Below are 20,220 nucleotides of genomic sequence, written 5' to 3'. Positions count from 1 at the left end.
TGTCACGCGGACAGGGACGCGCCTCCACCGATGAGGCGCGCGTGCTCGGCATAGGCGAAACGGTCGGTCATGCCGGCAATGTAGTCGCTCACCATCCGCGCAAGCGTCGTGCGGTCCTGGGCCGCTTCGGCAATCTGTTTCGCCCAATGCCGCGGCAAAAGATCCGGCGTCTCAAGAAACAGCGGAAAGAGGTCCTCGACGATACGGGTGACTTCGGCCCGTTTCACCATGACCGAGGGCGCACGGTACATGCGTTTGAAGAGAAAACTTCGGATTTCGCTGATGTCCCGCCACATCTGGTCCGAGAAACGGATCACCGGCCGCCCCAGGTGCCGGATCTCGGATGCCGACGCCGCGCCGGAGCCTTCAAGCAGTCCCCGCGAGGTCTCGATCACGTCGGACACCATCATCCCGAAGACCCGTCGCAGCGCCTCGTGTCTGCGCCGGTAGCTGTCGGTCTCGGGATAAAGCCGGTCTACCTCGGCATAGGCTGGCCGCACCAGTGGCAGCGTGGCAATCTCGTCCTCGCTGAAGAGCCCTGCGCGCAATCCGTCATGCAGATCGTGGTTGTTGTATGCGATGTCATCCGAAAGGGCCGCCACCTGCGCCTCGGCGCTGGCATGGGTGTGCAACTCCAGATCATGCACCGCGTTGTACTCCGCCAGGGCATAGGGGAGATCGCCCGTCACGGGCCCGTTGTGCTTGGCTATACCCTCCAGCGTGTCCCACGTCAGGTTCAGCCCGTCGAATTCCGCGTAATGCCGTTCCAGAGAGGTGACGATCTTGATCGCCTGCGCGTTGTGATCGAAACCGCCATAGGGGGCCATGAGCGCGTGCAGCGCATCCTCGCCCGTGTGTCCGAAAGGCGTATGGCCAAGGTCGTGGGCCAGTGCCACCGCTTCGGTCAGTTCGCCATTCAGTCCCAGCGCCCCCGCGATCGTGCGCGCCACTTGGGCGACTTCGATTGAGTGCGTGAGCCGCGTGCGGAAATAGTCGCCTTCGTGCTCCACAAAGACTTGCGTCTTGTGCTTGAGCCGCCGAAAGGCGCTGGCATGAATGATCCTGTCCCGGTCCCGCTGGTAACAGGAACGGAAAGTGCTTTCCTCTTCCGGCACCCGCCGTCCCATGGCGGTGGCCGGATCCGAGGCATAAGGTGCGCGCATCGCGGCTGGTCCTTGTGGCCTGTCCCGCCGCTTTCTATATTAGGATCATCGAACGATTGAAACCGCAGGACCGGAGCCACGGATGAATCTCCCGCCCAAAGTCACCCCCCGCGCCTTTGAACGGCTGGCCGAGATCGGCGCCGCCGGACAGGGCAAAGCGCTGCGCGTCGCGGTCGAGGGCGGCGGCTGTTCCGGGTTTCAGTACGAGATCGACCTCGATGAGCCAAAGGATGATGACCTCGTGCTTGAGGGCGGCGGTGAGAAGGTCGTGGTTGATAGCGTGTCATTGCCGTTTCTCGCCAATGCCGTCATCGACTTCTCCGAGGAACTGATCGGCGCGCGCTTTGTCATCGACAATCCGAACGCCACGTCTTCCTGCGGCTGCGGCACGTCCTTCTCGATGTAGGCTTGCCCCCGGGCAACTATTCGCCCGAGGCGCGGGCGAAGTCGGCGAAAAAGCTGTCAAACCTCTCCGATGAAGCTTCCGCCTCCTGCAGGATCGCGCGACTTGTGGCATCGAGATAGGGCACCACCCTGCCCTTCATACCCGACCAGTCGCCTCTCCGCGCGCCCTTGAGATCTTAGAGGCATTCCGACAACGCACGCAGGACCCCCGAAGAGCGCGTGTCATCGACGAACCGAAAGGGCCCCGGGGTAATTTCCGCATCGAAACAACCTCCGCCAGAAACCGCCTGGGACCAGCCGGTGACGAGGTAGGTGTGATAGGCATCATGGGCCGCGGGTCCGCGCTCGGCGGCTTCGGGGCGGATGGCGACATGCGCGTCGGCCACGGCCTTTCGCCAGATCGGGCTGGGGGTACCGCCGGCAAAGTCGATCGCGGTGCAGATCTCGGCCAGCAGATCGTAATTCTGGTCGATAAAGGCAAGGATTCCGGTGAACTCAAGGCTGGTCAGCGCGGCTTCACTCAGGCCGGGATCGGTTCGCCCGTATTCCGAAAGGTAATAGACGATATGCGTCAGCTCGTAGGCGGCTTTCTTGTTGGGGATCGCGAAGGTCTGGGAGCGTTCCACGAAACGCCGCAGCCGCTCTCCGAGGGCACCTGCCGATACCGGCTCAGCTTCGCCGCGCCGCGACAGCAGACGCCGCGCCTCGGCACGTTGCAAATCCGACAGCTCCGCACCCGCAAGGCCGGATGCGGCCGCCCAGAGGCAGAGGCTCTTGCCCTTCTCCCCCCTCAGGCCGAGGTCCTCAAGATCAAGACAGATCGACAGGAAGAAACGGTAGTACTGCGGATAGAACCTCAGACGCTCCTCGAGCCCCTCGTAGAAACCTTCGAAAGGTGAGAGGGCGGCAGGCGCGACCGGCTCATTGATCGAGACGAGCAGGTTGAGAAGCTCTGCGTTCTCCTTCAGCCAGAATACATCGTCCGGCGAACGACGGTTGAGACAGACGTTTTCGAGCAAGGCCGCGATGTTCTGCTGCCGATCGGGTGCAGCCCTTCTTGGAAATGCGACGACATTGGACACGGGAATTCCCCCTCAGTTGGCTGAAATCAGGTCCGGGCCAAAGCACCGGACCCAATGGCGGTCACTTGGCGGCTCAGACGCTCTGCATGAAAAGCCCGGTATGGTCGCCGTCCGACTGGCTCCGGGTCTGCTCGAGCACGCTTTGCATGAACATGCCGGCCCCTTCACCGGCCTTCATATCAGTACCCGCCGGGGCGGAACCGGAGATGAACAGCCCGATGCTGTCGCCGGCCATCATGTCGGCACCCGCCGGGGCCGACCCCGAGATAAACAGGTCGGTGCCCGCGCCCGCGTCCATGCTGTCATGATCAGCCGTCGGCATTGCGGTTTCAATCGTCTCGATACGTGCAAGTGCAGTCATTTCAGTTCCCTTTCGTTTTGTTGGCAGTGCAATTTGAAGTTGCATTCAGAAAACGATTACCCGCCGAAAGGGTCCCCACAAGTGGATTTTTTGGCCCCTGAAGCTATCCAGAAAGCCGCCCACAGGAGGGTCGGGAAGCAATGCGGCGCGGAAAAATGGGAAACGGGGATATCCACACAAGACTAAAATTCTTTTAAACAGGCCCGATCTGGATAAGATATCGGGTAAATCCTTGCCCGATAGTGGAGATATTCAACTATAGATTGATTAAATGTGGATCGAATCGCCTTTAAGTTCAGGCGTCGCCAGGTTGCCCTGACCGACCATTTGGGCGATACCGGGGGCGCAGGATCGGGGGGCACACCATGAAGATCGCAACCTTCAACATCAACGGGATCAAGGCGCGGATAGACGCCCTGCCAGCGTGGATGGCAGATGCAGAGCCAGATGTCGTTGTCCTGCAGGAAATCAAGTCGATGGATGAGAATTTCCCGTCGGAGATTTTCGAGGAACGCGGCTATAACGTGGAAACCCACGGCCAGAAGTCTTTCAACGGCGTTGCCTTGCTATCGAAGTATCCGCTTGAAGATGTCAGCCGCGGTCTTCCGGGCGATCCCGACGACGACCAGGCGCGCTGGATCGAAGCGACCGTGACCGGAGAAAAGGACGCCTTGCGTATCTGCGGTCTCTACCTGCCCAACGGCAATCCCGCGCCGGGGCCCAAGTTCGACTACAAGCTGGACTGGATGGCGCGGTTGGAGGGACGTGCACGGGCCCTGTTGGACGAGGAGACACCTTTCCTGATGACAGGGGACTACAATATCATTCCGCAGGCCGAAGACGCTGCCCGCCCCGATGCCTGGCGGGACGACGCTCTCTTCCGGATGGAGGCCCGCACCGCTTTCAGGCGGATCGTCAACCTAGGTCTGACCGACGCCTTTCGCGCCCGCACGCAGGGTCCAGGACACTACAGTTTCTGGGATTATCAGGCAGGCGCCTGGAACAAGAACGACGGCATCCGCATCGACCACTTCCTGCTCAGCCCTGCCTGTGCGGACCGGCTCAAGGACTGCCAGATCGACAGGGACGTGCGCGGCAAGGAGAAGCCTTCGGACCACGTGCCGGTCTGGATCGAACTGGATATCTGAGCACTGCAAGCGATCCCCGCGCGCGCCGTCTGCACGAAACCTGTCTCCTCTTTCGCGGTCTAACGACCCGCCTTATGCGCCTTGTCTCGGGTCACATCATGACCGTAGAGCCAATCGTAGGCCCCCACCAAGCGGCCCGGCGCCAGGCGACTAAGGGTGCGCAGGCCAAGGTGCGCCACCGCACGAGCCGGTCCGGGACGGAGATGGTAGCGCCAGGCGTTCCGTGCCGCCGCTGCAATCACCCGCCGTGCACGTGGCAACCGCCGCGCCTGGTAGGCGGTCAGCCAATCCCCCTCCCCTTCAGCGGCAAGCGCGGCGAGGCACCAGGCGTCCTCCAACGCGAGGTTCGCCCCCTGCGCGAGAAAGGGCAAGGTGGGATGGGCAGCGTCCCCCATCAGCGCAACGCCATCCTGCACCCAGGTTCCCGCGACCGGATGAAGGTGCAAGCCCCAGAGCGTGACGTTCCTTACCGCCGCAATCATATCGCCGGCGACCCCCCCGAACCCTTCGAATGCCCCGCGCATGTGCTCCGGGTCGTCCGCGTGGTGCCAACCTTCCTCGGCCCACTCAGCCCGCTCTGACACGCCAACAAGATTGACCAGGGCACCGCCCCGCAGCGGATAGCTGACCAGATGGCAACCCGGCCCCATGTGCACATGTGCCTCCGGCGGATGATCGAAGGTGTTCGGGACCACCGCACGCCAGGCGACCTGTCCCGAGAAACGGGCATTGTCGGGTCCATTCAGAACCGGCCGGGCCACGGAGTGGATGCCGTCTGCCGCGACGACAAGCTCGGCCCGCCGTGTTCCGCCATCGGCAAGCTGCACTTGGGGCACGGCACCGGGACGGATGCTCGCGACCTGCGCACCAAGCTCGATGGTGACGTTCTCGCGCTTGGCCGCTTCGGCCAGAACGTCGACCAGATCGGCACGGTGCATGAAATAGTAATGCTGGTCAGGCCGTAACCGACGCAGGTCGAGCCGCGCCACCTGCGCGCCCTGTGCGTGATCGCGCAACACGACCGCCCGCGCCGCCACCGCGCCCTTTGCCTTCAACCGATGTTCGAGCCCAAGGGTACGTAACACGGCTAGACCATTGGGACTGATCTGCAGTCCCGCGCCGATCTCCTCGAAAGCGGGGGCGCGTTCGATCAGGGTCACGGCGACCCTCTTGCGCGCAAGGGCGGTGGCAGCGGCCAACCCGCCGATACCGCCGCCGACGACAATAGCGTTCGAGATATTCATGGCTGCTCCATGCCTGTGACGCGACAGCACTTCAGGTGCTTCGGCCCCGCCCCGTGCCCGCTCCGATTATGGCGCCTGGACTTGTCCTGAACAAAAAGAAAAGCGCCAAAGACCGTTCTCTGGCGCTTCTCGAAATCTGCTGCCTCAGAATTGATCAGTCGTCGCGGTGAACCTTCTCGCGACGCTCGTGCTTTTCCTGTGCTTCGAGGCTCATGGTTGCAATCGGGCGCGCGTCCAGCCGCTTGAGCGAAATCGGCTCGCCGGTAACCGAGCAATAGCCGAATTCGCCATCGTCGATGCGACGAAGCGCCGCGTCGATCTTGGCGACCAGTTTGCGCGCGCGGTCACGGGTGCGCAGCTCCAGCGCGCGGTCGGTTTCCTCGGACGCCCGATCGGCTACATCGGGAATGTTCCGGGTTCCGTCCTGCAGCCCTTCGATGGTATCGCGGCTGCCTTCGATCAGTTCTGCTTTCCAGTTCAACAACTTGCGGCGAAAGTATTCCAGTTGCCTGTCGTTCATGAACGGTTCGTCCTCAGCCGGCGAATAATCGTCCGGCAGGAAAACTTCCTGCTTCATCTCTTGTCCCTCAACAGTTTTCAGTCCTGGCATTCGAGACCCCTCTCCCCGAGTCCGCCCCTTGCGGCTGCGTCTACCCTAGCGACTTTGAATTGTCACTACACAATCCCTTTGATTTTTGGTTAAAGGCGGCGACGCGCATCCCCGCGCACCCCGTTGTGACAGAAGGTAAATTCGCAGATGAAGTTCCAAGGCACCGCCGATTACGTCGCCACCGACGACCTGACCATCGCCGTCAACGCCGCCGTGACGCTTGAGCGGCCGCTGCTCGTCAAGGGCGAGCCAGGTACCGGCAAGACGGAGCTGGCCAAGCAGGTGTCGAACGCGCTGGGGCTGCGGATGATCGAGTGGAACATCAAGTCCACGACCCGCGCGCAGCAGGGGCTATACGAGTACGATGCGGTGAGCCGGTTGCGCGACAGCCAGCTGGGTGAAGAGCGGGTGCACGACGTCAAGAACTACATCCGCAAGGGCAAGCTCTGGGAGGCGTTCGAGTCCGACGAAAAGGTCGTTCTGCTGATCGACGAGATCGACAAGGCGGACATTGAATTCCCCAACGACCTCTTGCAAGAGCTTGATAAGATGGAATTCTTTGTCTACGAGACCGGCGAGACCATCAAGGCGAAACAGCGGCCCATCGTCATCATCACCTCCAACAACGAGAAAGAGCTGCCCGACGCCTTCCTGCGCCGCTGTTTCTTTCACTACATCCGCTTTCCCGACATGGAAACGCTCAAGCAGATCGTCGAGGTGCATCATCCGGGCATCAAGGAGCAGTTGCTCACAACGGCGCTGACGCAGTTCTACGAGATCCGAGACCAGCAGGGCCTGAAGAAGAAGCCGTCGACCTCGGAAGTGCTCGACTGGCTGAAACTGTTGCTGGCCGAGGACCTGGACGCGGCCGATCTCAAGAAAGACGGGGCCAGCGCCCTTCCCAAGCTGCACGGGGCGCTTTTGAAGAACGAACAGGACGTGCACCTCTTCGAGCGGCTTGCCTTCATGGCCCGCGGACAGCGCTAAGCACCTGAAGTCGAACACGCTTTCGTGATGACGGGGTCCGGTAGCGGGCCTTCGCCCGGTACAACTGCCAGTTATGCGGCCATTGCCCCAAATTTGCCTTAATTGCTCCCTACTGTGGACCGGATGGACGGCGACAAGACCTGAAATCCAAAGCTCATAAAAGGGCAGGCAGGCAGTTATGACATCCCGGACCGCAGGTTCTGCGCGCGCATCTCGCGCGGGCAAGGCTTATCCATTTCACCCTTTTTTCAATGGCTTGGCAGAGGTTTCTGCATGAGAGGCCGCGTCGTTCTGCCTCTGGTGATGCTGCTGAATGCCTGTGTCCCCGCCTCCCAGCCCGAGGTCGCGACCCGCGCCAGCATCGCGGCCAGCGACCTGCCCCCGATGAAGAATTTCGGCGCAAGCCGACCAGTCGCCCCGACCCGGTCGAACAATGATCTGGCCTTCGATTTCATCGAACTGTCTTTCCAGATGGAAAGCGGCCGGAAGCTGCCCGTCCTCACCCGCTTCGAAACACCGATCACGGTGCGCGTCACCGGTCGCCCGAGCGCGACACTTGGTTCCGATCTCAAGCGGCTGATCTCTCGCCTGCGCAGCGAGGCGCGGATCGACATCAGCTACACCGCGGACCCCAACGCAAACATCACGATCAACGCCGTCAGCCGCGCCGACATCCGTCGTGTCCTGCCCCAGGCCGCCTGCTTCGTGGCCCCGAATGTCAGCACGCTGAATGAATTCCGTGCCGCCAGGCGCAAGCCAGCAACTAACTGGACCCTCCTGAAAGAGCGCAAGAAACTTGCGATCTTTCTGCCCAATGACGTGAGCCCGCAAGAGGTTCGCGACTGCCTGCACGAGGAACTGGCGCAGGCGCTCGGCCCCCTGAACGATCTCTACCGCCTGCCGGATTCGGTCTTTAACGACGACAACGTGCACACGGTGTTGACCGGCTTCGACATGCTGATCCTCCGGACGTACTACGACCCCACGCTCCGCTCGGGCATGACCCGTGGCCAGGTCGCCGCCGCCCTGCCCGGCATCCTTGCCAGAACAAACCCGGCCGGTGTGGGACGGCCCGCACAATACGCCACACGCACCCCACCCGCCTGGACCACTGCCATTCAGACCGCACTCGGGCGGTCCATCTCGCTCTCGGGACGGCGTGCAGCTGCTCAAGATGCCGTTCGCATCGCGACCGCCATGGGCTGGGAGGACCACCGCCGCGCCTTTGCCCATTACGCCATGGGCCGCGTTCTGCAGACAGAGGAGCCGGAAACGGCCTACCGTCACTACCTGACCGCCGACAATTATTACGCCCGCAGCCCAGGCACCGCACTGCACCGCGCCTATGTCGCGACCCAGCTTTCGGCTTATGCCGTAACCCGCGGCGACGGGGCCGAAGCCCTGCGGCTTATTGCCCCGCATATGGAGAATGCCCGCAGCAGCGAAAACGCCGCCCTGCTTTCGACCCTCATGCTTTTGCGCGCCGAAGCGCTTGACCTTGAAGGCCGCTCAGCCGAGGCGCGCAGCGTCAGACTGGACAGTATCGGCTGGGCGCGGTACGGGTTCGGCCCAGACTGGGCTGTGCGGGCGAAGCTGCGCGAGATTGCATCGCTGAACCCGCTCAAAGGATAACGCGGGGCGTGCAAACGCATGATCTACATCGTTCTTGGCATCATCGGCGCCGTGATCGGCGGCACGACCGCGCGAAAGCGTGGCGGCAACCGTAAGGACATCGCCCAATACGCGGCAAGCTACGGGATCGCCTTTGCGCTGCTGGGCTTCGTGCTGACCGTGCTCATCGACCGCTGGTTCATCTCCGGGGCGGGCTGATGTTCCTGCCGTTCTTCGAACAGCTGCGCGCGCACAAGGTTCCCGTTTCCATGCGTGAATTCCTGTCATTTCTCGACGGGATGGCGGCCGGGATCGCCACTTATGATGTTGAGGCGTTCTATTACCTCGCCCGGATCGCGATGGTGAAGGACGAGCGCAACATCGACAAGTTCGATCAGGCCTTCGCCGCTGCCTTCAAAGGCTTGGAGAACATCACGCTAAACGACGTTCTTGAAGCGGTTGAGATTCCCCGCGACTGGCTTGAGAAGATGGCCGAGAAGCATCTGACCGATGCCGAGAAGGCCGAGATCGAGGCGGCGGGCGGGTTCGACAAGCTGATGGAAACGCTGAAGAAGCGTCTCGAAGAACAGAAAAAACGCCACCAAGGGGGCAACAAGTGGATCGGCACGGCCGGGACCTCGCCCTTCGGCGCCTATGGCTACAACCCCGAGGGCGTGCGCATCGGCCAGAAGGAAAGCCGCCACCAGCGCGCGGTCAAGGTCTGGGACAAGCGTGAATTCAAGAACTTGGACGACACGGTTGAACTGGGCACGCGCAACATCAAGGTGGCGCTGAAGCGCCTGCGCCGCTGGGCGCGTGACGGTGCGCAGGAGGAGCTTGATCTGAGTGGCACAATCCGTGCCACGGCAGAGCACGGCTATCTCGACGTGAAAACCCGCCCCGAGCGGCGCAATGCCGTGAAGTTGCTGCTGTTTCTCGACGTGGGCGGATCGATGGACCCGCATGTGAAGGTGGTGGAGGAGTTGTTTTCCGCTGCAACTGCGGAGTTCAAGCATCTGGAATACTTCTATTTTCACAATTGCCTCTATGAGGGCGTGTGGAAGGACAACCGCCGCCGCTGGGACGCGCAGATCCCCACCCACGAGGTGCTGCGGACCTACGGGCCGGATTACAAATGCATCTTCGTCGGCGATGCCTCGATGTCGCCCTACGAGATCGCCTATCCCGGTGGGGCAAATGAGCATTGGAACCCCGAGGCGGGCTCCGTCTGGCTGTCGCGCGCGCGCGACCAGTGGCAGTCGAACCTCTGGATCAACCCGGTGCCCGAGAAATACTGGCCCTACACCCAGTCCATCGCCATGATCCGCGAGATTTTCGGGCCGCAGGCCATGGTGCCCATGACGCTGGAAGGGCTGTCGCGCGGGATCAAGGAACTGACGCGCTGAGGGCGCCAATGTGACCCCCGCCGCCGAAAACCGACGCGCCCTGTCGTCCCGGTGTTAGATGCCCTGCCCCCCGCGTTGTTCGCTTCTTTGCAGGAACATGCTGCGAGGGTGAAGAGATGCCGCTTCAGGCGAGCGACCTCATCGACCTTGAGACCTACCCGATCTCGGAGCCGGGTCCCCGCCGCGACGCCATTCTCAAGACGGTTCGCGGAGACCTTGAGGCGAAGGGCTGCGCGGTACTGAAGGGCTTCCTGAGGCCCGAGGGCGTCGGCGCCGCCGTCGCCGACAAGGGGCACCGCAGCTATTCCCGCACGAACCCCTACTTCACGAAGGACGACCCCAGCTTGCCGGAGGCGGACCCGCGCCGCCGCTTCTACGACCGCTCCAACGCCTTTGTTCCCGCTGACAACTTCGCGCCCACTGGTGCGCTGCGGACCATATTCGACAGCGAGGGCTTCGACGATTTCATCCGCGACTGCCTCGGGGAGCCAAAAGACCGCTTTTTCCGCTACGCCGACCCGCTCGCCGATGTCATCGTCAACACGGCGACCGAGGGCAACGGGTTTCCCTGGCACTTCGACACCAACAACTTCACCGTGACCCTCGCGCTGCAAAACGCCGATGAGGGTGGTGCCTTTGAGTACGCCCCGATGATCAGAACCAGCACGGACGAGCATTTCGAGGACGTCGCCGAGGTGCTCGATGGCACGTCGACCCGTGTGATCTCGCTCGCCCTGCAACCCGGCGACCTGCAACTGTTCAAAGGGCGCTACTCCCTGCACCGTGTCGCGCCGCTGAAAGGGCCGACGCCGCGCTATGTCGCCATCTTTTCTTATGTCGATGCGCCGGGGATGGTGGGGAGCGTCGAGCGGACACAGCAGCTTTATGGCCGGACCTTGCCCATCCATCACGCGCGGGCCAAAAAGCGGTCCGACGCGCTGATCGACTGACCCCCCCGGCTAGACCAATCGCTTGTCGACAGGGCTTGGCCATCGCGATGCCGACCCCTATCGTCACCCCATGTCAGACGCGACCGTCACCCATATCGATCCCGCCGCCTTCGCGGCCGATCCCTATCCGGCACTCGCGGAGATGCGCCGGGATGCGCCCATCACCTATCTGCCCGAACTCGGTGCCACGCTGATCACCCGGCGCGACGATATCCACCGCGAGGAAAAGCGGATCGACGTTTTCTCTTCCCGCCAGCCGCAGGGGCTGATGACCGTGCTGATGGGCGAAAACCTGATGCGCAAGGATGGCGAGGCGCATATGGCCGAACGCCGCGCGCTTTTCCCAGCACTCAGTCCCCGCACGGTGGCCGAGCATTGGAAACCGGTCTTCGAGGCCGCCGCGCGGCAGGTCATTGCGGACCTGAAACCGCGCGGGGAATGCGACCTGGTCAAGGATTACGCGATGCCCGTCTCGGCGTCTGCGCTCATCGCCATCACGGGCCTTGCGGAGATGACATGCGCAGAGATGGACCGCGTCAGCCAGCACATGATCGACGGCTGCGCCAACTACCTCGGCGATCCGACAATCGAGGCGCGCTGCCATGCCGCGACCGCGCTGATCGACGCCCATATCGAACGGATGATCAATAGCCCCCCGCCGCGCAGCGCGCTTGCCGTGATGAGGCACGCCGGGCTGCCCATGGATAGCATCCGTGCCAACATCAAGCTGGTGATCTCGGGCGGCCAGAATGAGCCGCGCGATGCGATTGCTGGTGCCGCCTGGGCCCTGCTGAGCCATCCCGACCAAATGGCGCTGATCCGCGAAGGAAAATCTGGCTGGGCCGATGCTTTTGCGGAGTACGTCCGCTGGATCAGCCCAATCGGCATGTCCCCGCGCGAGGTGGCCCGGGCCGATACCGTCAAAGGCGTGCGCTTCGAAAAGGGCGACCGCGTGTTCCTGATGTTTTCCTCGGCAGGCCGGGACGAGGCGCATTTCGACGCCCCCGATGCCTTTGACATCACCCGCGACACCGGCCCCGCGATCCCCTTCGGCGCGGGGCCGCATTTCTGCGCCGGGGCCGCCGCCTCGCGTTGCCTGATTGCAGAGATCGCGCTGCCGCTGCTTTTCGATGCCCTACCCAACCTGCGGCTGGACGGCGAGGCCCCGTTTCGCGGCTGGGCGTTTCGCGGACCGACCCGCGTTCCCGTGCGCTGGTCGCTTGCCTAAGCGCCCGCGCTCCCCATATTGAGGGCATGATCCGCGTCCTGCCCATCCTCCTTGTCGTTGCCTACGGGCTGGTGATGTACCACTTCTCCGCCTGGCGGACGAAGAAAGAGTTGGATGCACGCTCGACCGTGCTCGCGGACCCGACGCTCAAGGACATCAGCGACCGGCTGGCCAAGGCGCTCGATCTGCCGCGCATCAAGGTCCATATCTACGAAATCGACCCGGTGAACGGGCTGGCCGCGCCGGACGGGCGGATCTTCATCACGCGCGGTTTCTACAACAAGTTCCGCGCGGGCGACGTGACGGCAGAAGAGCTTGCCAGCGTTATCGCGCATGAACTGGGGCACGTGGCGCTGGGGCATTCCCGCCGCCGGATGATCGATTTCTCCGGTCAGAATGCCCTGCGCACCGTGCTCGCCATGGTGCTGAGCCGGTTTATCCCGTTCATCGGCCCCTGGATCGCGAGCCTGTTGACAACGCTTCTGGCCGCGCGGCTGTCGCGGGGCGACGAATACGAGGCGGATGCCTATGCCGCCGCGCTGCTGACCAAGGCCGGGATCGGCGTTGCGCCGCAGATATCGCTTTTCAAGAAGCTCGAAGCGCTCACACAGTCGAACGCGGGTGCCGCGCCAGCCTGGCTCCTGAGCCACCCCAAGACCGACGAGCGGATCGCGGCGCTGCAGAAGTTGCAGAAGCGCTGGCACACAACGGATTAACCCAATTCGCGCAAGTGCTTGGCCAGACGCGGCAGGCGTGCTTTCTTCAGCAGCCCGCGCATGTCCCACTCCCGCCCTGACAGCTGCCGTGCCGTCGCAAGGACGTTCTGTGCCACGTCTTCGATCTGCCGGGGTGAGGCCAGCCAGAGGTCCATCAGATAGCTGTCGGGGTCGACGCGCCTCAGGCCTTCCTCGGCCAGGGTCCCGCGCGGGAAATCCTTGGCGTTCAGCGTCATCAGCATGTCGGCGCTGGATGCAACGGCGACGGCCAGCACGTGAATGTCATTCTCATCCGGCAGCCACAGCCTTTGCGCCACCTGCGGCGCGGCGGGGCGAAGTGCACCGGGCCATGAGGCCTGCACCAGGGCAATCTCCGAACGTGCCTGTGCCTCGCCCCCGGCACCCAGTTTGACGGCGGCACGGGCCCATTCCTCCAGGATGCGCGCGGACCAGACCGGCTCGAACAGGCCCTGCCCCGCAGCCCCCAGAACCATCTCACGCATGACGGTAGGATAGAGCACGCAGGCGTCGATCAGGATGCGCGGCGGCGTCACAGGCGGAAGAAAAGCGATTTCAGATAGCCGCTTTCGGCAAGCTGCGGCAGTTGCGGGTGATCGGGACCGGCAAAGCCCGTGTGCAACAGGATAGCCCTGCGCCCTGCCCGGCCGATGCCGCGCACGCAGGCCCCCCGGAACTGCGCGATGTCCGCCGCGTGAGAGCAGGAACAAAGCACGAGGAAACCGCCGTCGGCCACCAGCGGCGCGGCAAGACGCGCGATACGCTCGTAAGCGCGCAGCCCCGCATCCAGCGCATTGCGCGAGGGTGCGAAGGCAGGCGGATCGCAGATCACCACGTCGAACTGCGCCCCTTCCTTGCCAAGTGCCGCCAGCGTGTCGAAGGCATCTCCCTGGCGCGTCTCGAAGGACGATGCAACGCCCATCCGCGCAGCCCCTTCAGTCGCCAGTGCCAGCGCGGGGGCCGAGGCATCCACCGCCAGAGCGCTTTCGGCCCCTGACGCCAGCGCGGCAAGAGAAAAGCCGCCCACATGGGCAAAGACGTCCAGAACCCGTGCCCCCCGCGCAAGACCAGCCGCAAAGGCGTGGTTGGGCCGCTGGTCGTAGAAGAGGCCGGTTTTCTGCCCTTCGGTCAGATCGGCCATGTAGATTGCCCCGTTCATCGGCACCCCGACCGGCCCTTCGGGCGCCTCACCGTGCAGCACGCCCGAGACATCGTCGAGCCCCTCGAGCGTGCGTGTCCGCCCACTCGCATTCTTTAGAACGTGGCGCACGCCGGTCACCGCCACCAAAGCCGCGCAAAGCGGTTCGATCAGCACCTCGGCCCAGGCGGCATTGGGTTGGATCACGCAGGTATCCCCGAACCGGTCGATGATCACCCCAGGCAGCCCATCAGCCTCCGCGTGGATCAGGCGGTAATAGGGCGCATCGAAAAGCGTCTCCCGCAGGTGCAGCGCCCGTTCGATCCGTGTTGCGAACCACGACTGATCGACGCTTGCCTCACCGTCGTCGTCCAGCATGCGCGCGATGATTTTCGAATTGGGATTGACCGCAACCAGCCCCATCGGCTGGCGGTCTGCGTCCTCCAGACGCGCAAGTGTCCCGGGGAGCAGCTTTCGCGTACGCCGGTCGGTCACAAGTTCATTGGCAAAGACCCAGGGCGCGCCAAAGCGGATCGCGCGGGCGTTGGCCTTGGGCAAAAGCCGCACGGTCGGGCGGTCTGTGAGACCAGGTGTATCAAGGGGCGCTGTCATGTGCCCCATTTAGTCGTTTCGACACCGCCGGAAAAGCGCCGAATGCGTGCAGCACCTCAACCGGAGACGAATTTCGCCAACTCGTTCCGGATGGTCTGGCGCAGAAAGGCCAGCACGCGCACTTTCTGGGTCTCGCCCCGGCGGTCCGCCTCTATGGCCATCTTGCCACCGAAGGCCTCAAGATCAGCGACCACCCGCCGCGTCGGTGCCAGGGGTTGCCCGGTCGAAGCGCGGCGCACAGTCAGATCGAAGATGATGTTGTGCACCCCTCCGATCGAATAACGCGCCTTTTCGCTCAGCGAGTGAAAGCGCACAAGCTGCACATCGACGACCACCGCCGTCGGGCCGCTGAGGCTTGCGGTCCCCTCGGCAAAGGCCTGTTCCAGGATCGCCTGGACCTGCGCATGCCGGTCGCCGATCAGGTCACCGCGCCAGACGATATCCGCACGCGGATAGTAGCTGTTGGCCTCCGAGACGCTGAGCGTCCGGGGTACGGTGACATTGATCTGGCTGACGCTCAGGGCACCCGCACGCGGGGCCGTGGCGACGCCGCCGGGCTGTGCGACGGGTGTGACCCCGGCGGGCGCAGCGCCCGCCTGCGCGGGCGGAACGGCCTCGAAAGGTGCGCTGCGGCTTGCGAGGTCCGGCATCCCGCCGCAGCCGGCAAGAGCCAGCACAAAGACGGCAGGCACGATGATTTTCAGGGGTTGCATCACAAACCACTCCTTGGGCCTACATGCCGGCCCTCCCATATCCAGTGGCGGCTTTCTGGGCGGCAAATGGGGCAGGTTTGAGACGAAAGAGCCTTTTCTCGAAGGTTTTCCGCGAATGTGACCTTTGCGCATCCCGTCAGTTGCGGGGGCGCGACCGCCAGCCCCCGCGCCTGCGCGGCGCCGCCATCGACGTCAGCCCTTCGCTCAGCACCTCCGTCATGGGGTGGGACGGATTGGCGGGGCGGTATGTTTCAAGCAACGCCCTGATCGTCCGACCGGTATCGCGCTCCATCGGCAGGCTCAGCGCCCAGTCGAGGAAAATCGAGCGACATTCGGCCTTGGTGATCCCCTCCATGCGGTAGCTTTCATGGATCAGGCCCTTTGGATCGTCTTCGCTGCCCTTCTTCATGCGGATTGCCTTTCAGGAAGCGCCGCCGTGATCACGCGGTCCGCATCCCCATAGATCGCGGTCATCTTCTCCTCAAGCGCCGCAAGGTTGTCACAGCCCAGCGACCGGGCAAGGAAATCCGCCCCAGCCTGGCCCAGCGTCTCGCTCTCCACGGGGTGGGCGGACAAGAGCCGCCCGGCGCATTGCAGCCGCCAGCAGGCGTCGTAGGCGAGGTTGAGCGTCTCGGCACCCCCCGGGTCGAGCACCCCTTCCGCCAGTCCCGCCGCGATGCCGTCCGGAATGCTGCAGGCCGACTTTCCGCCAAGAAGCCCGCCTGCCTGAGCCATGAGTTCGATATCCTGCAACCGCCCCGGCCCGATCTTGGCATCCCAAGGGCCCGCAGGGGCCTTGGCCGCCGCGATGCGCGCGCGCATCTCTGTCACTTCCTGCAGGACTTCGGCCTTCGCGCTCGGCAGGGCCAGAACCTCGGCACAGAGCGCCGTGACATCCGCCGAGACATCCGCCGGCCCCGCCACGACGCTTGCCCGCGTCAACGCCAGATGCTCCCAGGTCCAGGCCTCGGTCTTCTGGTAGCTCTCAAAGCTCGCAAGGCTCGTCGCCACCGGCCCCTGATTGCCAGATGGCCTGAGCCGCATGTCGATCTCGTAAAGCTTGCCCTGCGCCATCGGGGCGGTCATCGCCGTGATCATCGCCTGCGTCAGTCGCGCGTAGTATGCGCGCGAGGCCAGTGGACGCTTGCCTTCCGAGCTTTCCACACCTGCCGGTTCGTAGATCACCATCAGATCGAGGTCCGACGTCGCGGTCAGCCGCCCGGCCCCGAGCGATCCCATCCCGAGGATCGCCGCGCCGCGCCCTGGCGGCGGGCCATGCCGGGTTGCAAATTGGTCGGTCACCACCGGCCAAAGTGCTGCGAGCACCGCGCGCGCCAGATGGGCGTATTGCTTTCCCGCCCGGTCCGCATCAATGAGCCCGCGCAGCAGGTGCACCCCGATCCGGAAATGCCATTCCCGCGCCCAGCGGCGCGTGCCGTCCAGCTTGGCCTCATAACTCGGCTCGGCCGCCAGAACCGTGCTCAATATCTCTGTCAGCCCCGCCTCTCCCGGCCATTCGCTGAAGAAGTCACCGCCGATCACCGCGTCGAAAACGCCCGCGTTGCGGGACAGGTGGGCGGCCAGCGCCGGGGATGTGCTGACGATGTCGATCAGCAGATCGGCCAGTTGCGGATTGGCCTTGAGGAGCGAGAAAAGCTGCACACCCGCAGGCAGCCCCGCAAGGAAGCCGTCGAAGGCCAGCAGCGCCTCGTCCGGCTTCGCCGCGCGGGCAAGCCGCGCCAAAAGATCGGGCTTCAGCCGCTCGAAAAGCTCCGCGCCGCGTTCGGACCGCAGGGCCGGATAACTTAGCCAGCGGTCAAGGACGGAGGTGTCAAAGACATGGGCGGCCTCTTTCGGGGCCTCGGCACCGGCACGGGAGGCGGCAAAGAAGCCCTCGGTCATCTCGTGTACCTCGGAAAGCCGCTCAAACAGTTCTTTCCGAAGATCCGTTACCTCCATGTCCATCATCGCCGCAAGGCGTGCAAAGCCCTCGTTGGTCTGCGGCAGATCGTGGGTCTGGGCATCGCGCACCATCTGAAGGCGGTGTTCCACCGTGCGATGCGCGCGGTAGTGGTCGGTCAGCGTCTCGGCGGCGTCAGACGGCACCCAGCCCTTCTCTGCCAGCACCCGGAGACCGTCGCAGGTGCCCCGCTTGCGCAGGTCGCTGTCGCGCCCACCGGCAATCAGCTGGCGGGTCTGGGTAAAGAACTCAATCTCGCGGATACCACCCCGCCCCAGCTTCATGTTGTGCCCCGGCAGGGTGATCGGCCCATGCAGCCCCTTGTGCTCACGGATGGCGAGGCGCATGTCGTGGGCGTCCTGAATGGCGGCAAAGTCAAGGTGCCTGCGCCAGACGAAGGGCCTGAGCGACTGGATGAAACGGTCGCCCGCCTTCAGATCGCCCGCGCAGGGACGCGCCTTGATATAGGCTGCACGCTCCCAGGTTCGCCCCAGGCTTTCGTAGTAGCGCTCGGCTGCCTCCATCGCCATGCAAACCGGCGTCACCGCGGGATCGGGCCGCAGCCGCAGGTCTGTCCGAAACACATAGCCCTCACCGGTCAGATCGCTCAGGGTCGCGCTCATCGCGCGGGTTGCCTTGACAAAGGCCATGCGTGCCTCGTGGTAATCGTCCACCTCGAAGCGGGTCTCGTCGAAGAGGCAGATAAGGTCGATATCCGAGGAATAGTTCAGCTCATGCGCACCCATCTTGCCCATCGCCAGAACGGTCATGCCCCCCGCATCGGCCAGATCGTCCATGTCCATGCCGGGCAACTTGCCGCGCCTGATCTGCGGCGCGAGCCCCGCGCGCAAGGCGGCATCGCAGGCCGCATCCGCGAAATCCGTCAGCGCTCCCGTCACCTGCTCAAGGCTCCAGGCACCGCCAAGATCAGCCAGCGCGGTCATCAGCGCCACCCGCCGCTTGCCACGGCGCAGCGCAGTGCCCACGTCATCAAGCTCCAGCGCCCGGGCCGCCGCGATCTCGGCTTGGACTGCGCCCATGGGATCGGCAATCGCCCCCATCAACCAATCGCTTTCTTTTTCCAAGAGCGCCATGAGGTAGGGCGCGCAGGACGCGGCCCCGACGATCAGCGCACGCACCTCAGGCGGCGCATCCGTGGCCCGTGCCTTGGCATCCTCGGCGCGGGTGGTGTCGAAGACACGTGGCGTCCGGGTGATCTGGGAGGCGAGGCTGCTTGTCATGCCCTCACCTTTGCGCCAGTGTCCGCCCATGAGCAAGAGCCTGAAACGCGTCCGCGCCGCCCTCGATGCCGCCGGTGTTCCCGCCGACATCCGCGAAACCGCCCTCTCCCGCACCGCTGCGGACGCAGCGGCCGCCATCGGCTGCACAGTGGACCAGATCGCCAAGTCGATCATCCTGCGCGGAGAGACCTCGGGCAAGGCGCTGCTCTTTGTGACCGCAGGCGGTCAGCAGGTCGATCTGGAGGCCGCTGCCAAACTCGCCGGAGAACCGCTGGGCAAGGCGGATGCCGCGCTGATCCGGGCACAGACGGGCTTTGCCATCGGCGGCGTGTCGCCCGTCGGACACGTGACCGAAGCAAGCAAGTGGTTCGACAGCACCTTGCTGAAATTCAATATGATTTGGGCCGCTGCAGGCACACCGCACCACGTATTCGGCATGAATCCGGCCGATATGGCAAGAATTTCCGGCGCGGAAGTATCTGATTTCATTCTGTAACTTCAGAAAATGTAAAAACCTTTCACATTTGCTCTTGCGCGACGCGAAACAATCTCCATCTTGAGTGATGTAAAAGGCATTCACATAAGACCTTTTAGAAAAGAGAGGCCGCAGTCAGGCCTACATCGCACGAAAGGCTCGACACGATGACGACGATCACTTCTGAGCAAACCTACGCCCCCCAGCCAAGCTGGTTTGCCCGCACGGAAAACTGGCTGGACGAGAAAGGCAAAGGCGCGTGGATCGCCGCGATGGTCCTTGGTTTTATCTTCTTCTGGCCCGTCGGCCTCGCCCTTCTGGCCTACATAATCTGGAGCAAACGTATGTTTTCTGGCAAATCCTGTGCCCGCCGCGGCAGCCGCCGCATGATGACGACCCGCAGCACCGGCAACTCGGCGTTCGACGCCTACAAGGCCGACACGCTGCGCCGACTCGAGGAGGAACAGCACAACTTCGAGGCCTTCCTGGAGCGCCTGCGCGAGGCCAAGGACAAGGCCGAGTTCGACCAGTTCATGGACGAACGCGCCAAACGCAACAGCGGCGACGCCGCCGAAGCCTAAGGCCCTTTGCCCCCCGACTTGCTCGGGGGGCATTCCCGAAACTCCTTTGAGAGAACTACAAATGACGCCCGACCCCCATACCCAACCGCAGTTCTACGAAGGTATCGCGCTCAAGCGCCTTCTGGCTTGGGTGGTCGACTCTGTCCTGATAGCCCTGATCTGCCTGCTGATCGTGCCCTTTACGGCCTTTACCGGCATCTTCTTCTTTCCGCTGCTGATGCTGGTTGTAGGATTTGTTTATCGCTGGGCCACGCTTGCGGGCGGCTCTGCCACTTGGGGCATGCGCCTGATGGCGATGGAGTTGCGGCGCAGTGACGACCGCCTTTTCGACGGCGGCACGGCCCTTGTGCACACGCTGGGCTACTCGGTCTCGGTCGCCTTTCCGATCCTGCAGGTGATCTCGATCGTTCTGATGCTGACCTCCGAAAAGCGGCAGGGTCTGACGGATATGATCCTTGGCACGGTGCCGATGAACCGGCGCCGTTAACCGCCTTCGGATTTCCTGACAAATTTTACTAAAACTGCCCTTGGCGGGTGATGATCTCAGCGCTAGTCTCACTTTCGGAGACAC

General features: G+C 63.6%; 21 protein-coding genes and 1 pseudogene. 12 read left to right on the top strand and 10 right to left on the bottom strand.

All coding sequences use genetic code 11. The features are described from left to right. Positions 1-2 precede the first annotated feature (2 nt). The gene (locus AB2B41_RS03710; RefSeq protein WP_367876397.1) at positions 3-1,163 is read right to left on the bottom strand and encodes a deoxyguanosinetriphosphate triphosphohydrolase; all 1,161 of its coding nucleotides are present in this window, start codon (positions 1,161-1,163) and stop codon (positions 3-5) included. An 82-nt stretch (positions 1,164-1,245) separates the two neighbouring features. On the opposite strand from AB2B41_RS03710, the gene AB2B41_RS03705 reads away from it, so the two are divergent. Beyond that, entirely contained in the window at positions 1,246-1,569 is a 324-nt protein-coding gene (locus AB2B41_RS03705) for a HesB/IscA family protein (RefSeq protein ID WP_367876396.1), read from the top strand. A 16-nt stretch (positions 1,570-1,585) separates the two neighbouring features. Here AB2B41_RS03705 and AB2B41_RS03695 read toward each other — a convergent pair. Both AB2B41_RS03695 and AB2B41_RS03690 read right to left on the bottom strand, forming a co-directional pair. Next, positions 1,586-2,650, bottom strand: a pseudogene (locus AB2B41_RS03695) (DUF6902 family protein). Between the two features lie 73 nt (positions 2,651-2,723). Continuing rightward, the gene (locus AB2B41_RS03690) at positions 2,724-3,011 is read right to left on the bottom strand and encodes a hypothetical protein (RefSeq protein ID WP_367876393.1); all 288 of its coding nucleotides are present in this window, start codon (positions 3,009-3,011) and stop codon (positions 2,724-2,726) included. A 365-nt stretch (positions 3,012-3,376) separates the two neighbouring features. Here AB2B41_RS03690 and xth point away from each other — a divergent pair, with 365 nt between their 5' ends. Beyond that, a complete protein-coding gene (gene xth / locus AB2B41_RS03685; RefSeq protein ID WP_367876392.1) occupies positions 3,377-4,159 on the top strand; it encodes an exodeoxyribonuclease III in 783 nt (260 codons plus the stop codon). 59 nt (positions 4,160-4,218) lie between these two features. Here xth and AB2B41_RS03680 read toward each other — a convergent pair whose 3' ends face one another. After that, positions 4,219-5,403 carry an FAD-dependent monooxygenase gene (locus AB2B41_RS03680; protein WP_367876391.1) on the bottom strand — a complete coding sequence of 395 codons (1,185 nt, stop codon included), beginning with the start codon at positions 5,401-5,403 and terminating at the stop codon, positions 4,219-4,221. 154 nt (positions 5,404-5,557) lie between these two features. Further along, positions 5,558-5,980, bottom strand: a complete 423-nt coding sequence (gene dksA / locus AB2B41_RS03675; RefSeq protein ID WP_367876390.1) for an RNA polymerase-binding protein DksA — start codon at positions 5,978-5,980, stop codon at positions 5,558-5,560. Positions 5,981-6,160: 180 nt separating this feature from the next. Between dksA and AB2B41_RS03670 the strand changes: the two genes are divergently transcribed. The 7 genes from AB2B41_RS03670 (at position 6,161) to AB2B41_RS03640 (ending at position 12,911) form a co-directional block, all read left to right on the top strand. Continuing rightward, a complete protein-coding gene (locus AB2B41_RS03670; protein ID WP_367876389.1) occupies positions 6,161-7,000 on the top strand; it encodes an AAA family ATPase in 840 nt (279 codons plus the stop codon). 273 nt (positions 7,001-7,273) lie between these two features. Further along, positions 7,274-8,632, top strand: coding sequence for a DUF2927 domain-containing protein (locus tag AB2B41_RS03665; RefSeq protein WP_367876388.1), 1,359 nt, complete (start codon positions 7,274-7,276; stop codon positions 8,630-8,632). 18 nt (positions 8,633-8,650) lie between these two features. Beyond that, positions 8,651-8,830, top strand: coding sequence for an apolipoprotein acyltransferase (locus AB2B41_RS03660; RefSeq protein ID WP_367876387.1), 180 nt, complete (start codon positions 8,651-8,653; stop codon positions 8,828-8,830). Continuing rightward, positions 8,830-10,017 carry a vWA domain-containing protein gene (locus tag AB2B41_RS03655; RefSeq protein WP_367876386.1) on the top strand — a complete coding sequence of 396 codons (1,188 nt, stop codon included), beginning with the start codon at positions 8,830-8,832 and terminating at the stop codon, positions 10,015-10,017. Before AB2B41_RS03660 ends, AB2B41_RS03655 begins: the two co-directional genes overlap by 1 nt. A gap of 116 nt (positions 10,018-10,133) precedes the next feature. Beyond that, positions 10,134-10,967 (top strand): HalD/BesD family halogenase, encoded by an 834-nt coding sequence (locus AB2B41_RS03650; protein WP_367876385.1) that lies wholly within the window; start codon positions 10,134-10,136, stop codon positions 10,965-10,967. 70 nt (positions 10,968-11,037) lie between these two features. Next, on the top strand, positions 11,038-12,195 hold the full coding sequence (locus tag AB2B41_RS03645; protein ID WP_367876384.1) for a cytochrome P450: 1,158 nt from the start codon (positions 11,038-11,040) through the stop codon (positions 12,193-12,195). 26 nt (positions 12,196-12,221) lie between these two features. After that, complete coding sequence (locus AB2B41_RS03640; protein ID WP_367876383.1) at positions 12,222-12,911, top strand: M48 family metallopeptidase; 690 nt, start codon at positions 12,222-12,224, stop codon at positions 12,909-12,911. On the opposite strand, the gene AB2B41_RS03635 is transcribed toward AB2B41_RS03640, so the two are convergent. The 5 genes from AB2B41_RS03635 to AB2B41_RS03615 all read right to left on the bottom strand — a co-directional run bounded on the left by AB2B41_RS03635 (position 12,908) and on the right by AB2B41_RS03615 (position 18,593). Next, the gene (locus tag AB2B41_RS03635; protein ID WP_367876382.1) at positions 12,908-13,465 is read right to left on the bottom strand and encodes an RSP_2648 family PIN domain-containing protein; all 558 of its coding nucleotides are present in this window, start codon (positions 13,463-13,465) and stop codon (positions 12,908-12,910) included. The two genes, AB2B41_RS03640 and AB2B41_RS03635, sit on opposite strands and share 4 nt — an antisense overlap. Then, the gene (locus AB2B41_RS03630) at positions 13,462-14,679 is read right to left on the bottom strand and encodes an RSP_2647 family RNA methyltransferase (protein WP_367876381.1); all 1,218 of its coding nucleotides are present in this window, start codon (positions 14,677-14,679) and stop codon (positions 13,462-13,464) included. Before AB2B41_RS03630 ends, AB2B41_RS03635 begins: the two co-directional genes overlap by 4 nt. Before the next feature lie 56 nt (positions 14,680-14,735). Then, positions 14,736-15,392 carry a DUF6778 family protein gene (locus AB2B41_RS03625; protein WP_367876380.1) on the bottom strand — a complete coding sequence of 219 codons (657 nt, stop codon included), beginning with the start codon at positions 15,390-15,392 and terminating at the stop codon, positions 14,736-14,738. Positions 15,393-15,528: 136 nt separating this feature from the next. Continuing rightward, positions 15,529-15,801 carry a hypothetical protein gene (locus AB2B41_RS03620; RefSeq protein ID WP_367876379.1) on the bottom strand — a complete coding sequence of 91 codons (273 nt, stop codon included), beginning with the start codon at positions 15,799-15,801 and terminating at the stop codon, positions 15,529-15,531. Further along, positions 15,798-18,593, bottom strand: coding sequence for a [protein-PII] uridylyltransferase family protein (locus AB2B41_RS03615; protein ID WP_367876378.1), 2,796 nt, complete (start codon positions 18,591-18,593; stop codon positions 15,798-15,800). Before AB2B41_RS03615 ends, AB2B41_RS03620 begins: the two co-directional genes overlap by 4 nt. 28 nt (positions 18,594-18,621) lie before the next feature. On the opposite strand from AB2B41_RS03615, the gene AB2B41_RS03610 reads away from it, so the two are divergent. The 3 genes from AB2B41_RS03610 (at position 18,622) to AB2B41_RS03600 (ending at position 20,136) form a co-directional block, all read left to right on the top strand. Continuing rightward, positions 18,622-19,089 carry a YbaK/EbsC family protein gene (locus tag AB2B41_RS03610; RefSeq protein WP_367876377.1) on the top strand — a complete coding sequence of 156 codons (468 nt, stop codon included), beginning with the start codon at positions 18,622-18,624 and terminating at the stop codon, positions 19,087-19,089. A gap of 146 nt (positions 19,090-19,235) precedes the next feature. Further along, a complete protein-coding gene (locus AB2B41_RS03605) occupies positions 19,236-19,649 on the top strand; it encodes a DUF2852 domain-containing protein (protein WP_367876376.1) in 414 nt (137 codons plus the stop codon). 61 nt (positions 19,650-19,710) lie between these two features. Continuing rightward, complete coding sequence (locus AB2B41_RS03600) at positions 19,711-20,136, top strand: RDD family protein (protein WP_367876375.1); 426 nt, start codon at positions 19,711-19,713, stop codon at positions 20,134-20,136. Positions 20,137-20,220 lie beyond the last annotated feature (84 nt).

It is taken from the genome of Sulfitobacter sediminis, from assembly GCF_040811725.1.
Taxonomy (GTDB): domain Bacteria; phylum Pseudomonadota; class Alphaproteobacteria; order Rhodobacterales; family Rhodobacteraceae; genus Sulfitobacter; species Sulfitobacter sediminis.
The sequence above is the reverse complement of the archived record's forward strand: the minus strand, read 5'-3'. Positions and strand labels throughout refer to the sequence as shown.

What these genes read in the sequence shown, in the direction of transcription:
- AB2B41_RS03710 (WP_367876397.1), bottom strand. Translation starts at nt 1,163, where the DNA reads ATGCGCGCACCTTATGCCTCGGATCCGGCCACCGCCATGGGACGGCGG.
- dksA (WP_367876390.1), bottom strand. Translation starts at nt 5,980, where the DNA reads ATGAAGCAGGAAGTTTTCCTGCCGGACGATTATTCGCCGGCTGAGGAC.
- AB2B41_RS03680 (WP_367876391.1), bottom strand. Translation starts at nt 5,403, where the DNA reads ATGAATATCTCGAACGCTATTGTCGTCGGCGGCGGTATCGGCGGGTTG.
- AB2B41_RS03670 (WP_367876389.1), top strand. Translation starts at nt 6,161, where the DNA reads ATGAAGTTCCAAGGCACCGCCGATTACGTCGCCACCGACGACCTGACC.
- AB2B41_RS03665 (WP_367876388.1), top strand. Translation starts at nt 7,274, where the DNA reads ATGAGAGGCCGCGTCGTTCTGCCTCTGGTGATGCTGCTGAATGCCTGT.
- AB2B41_RS03705 (WP_367876396.1), top strand. Translation starts at nt 1,246, where the DNA reads ATGAATCTCCCGCCCAAAGTCACCCCCCGCGCCTTTGAACGGCTGGCC.
- AB2B41_RS03650 (WP_367876385.1), top strand. Translation starts at nt 10,134, where the DNA reads ATGCCGCTTCAGGCGAGCGACCTCATCGACCTTGAGACCTACCCGATC.
- AB2B41_RS03640 (WP_367876383.1), top strand. Translation starts at nt 12,222, where the DNA reads ATGATCCGCGTCCTGCCCATCCTCCTTGTCGTTGCCTACGGGCTGGTG.
- AB2B41_RS03655 (WP_367876386.1), top strand. Translation starts at nt 8,830, where the DNA reads ATGTTCCTGCCGTTCTTCGAACAGCTGCGCGCGCACAAGGTTCCCGTT.
- AB2B41_RS03645 (WP_367876384.1), top strand. Translation starts at nt 11,038, where the DNA reads ATGTCAGACGCGACCGTCACCCATATCGATCCCGCCGCCTTCGCGGCC.
- AB2B41_RS03630 (WP_367876381.1), bottom strand. Translation starts at nt 14,679, where the DNA reads ATGACAGCGCCCCTTGATACACCTGGTCTCACAGACCGCCCGACCGTG.
- AB2B41_RS03600 (WP_367876375.1), top strand. Translation starts at nt 19,711, where the DNA reads ATGACGCCCGACCCCCATACCCAACCGCAGTTCTACGAAGGTATCGCG.
- AB2B41_RS03605 (WP_367876376.1), top strand. Translation starts at nt 19,236, where the DNA reads ATGACGACGATCACTTCTGAGCAAACCTACGCCCCCCAGCCAAGCTGG.
- AB2B41_RS03660 (WP_367876387.1), top strand. Translation starts at nt 8,651, where the DNA reads ATGATCTACATCGTTCTTGGCATCATCGGCGCCGTGATCGGCGGCACG.
- AB2B41_RS03690 (WP_367876393.1), bottom strand. Translation starts at nt 3,011, where the DNA reads ATGACTGCACTTGCACGTATCGAGACGATTGAAACCGCAATGCCGACG.
- AB2B41_RS03610 (WP_367876377.1), top strand. Translation starts at nt 18,622, where the DNA reads ATGAGCAAGAGCCTGAAACGCGTCCGCGCCGCCCTCGATGCCGCCGGT.
- AB2B41_RS03620 (WP_367876379.1), bottom strand. Translation starts at nt 15,801, where the DNA reads ATGAAGAAGGGCAGCGAAGACGATCCAAAGGGCCTGATCCATGAAAGC.
- AB2B41_RS03615 (WP_367876378.1), bottom strand. Translation starts at nt 18,593, where the DNA reads ATGACAAGCAGCCTCGCCTCCCAGATCACCCGGACGCCACGTGTCTTC.
- xth (WP_367876392.1), top strand. Translation starts at nt 3,377, where the DNA reads ATGAAGATCGCAACCTTCAACATCAACGGGATCAAGGCGCGGATAGAC.
- AB2B41_RS03625 (WP_367876380.1), bottom strand. Translation starts at nt 15,392, where the DNA reads ATGCAACCCCTGAAAATCATCGTGCCTGCCGTCTTTGTGCTGGCTCTT.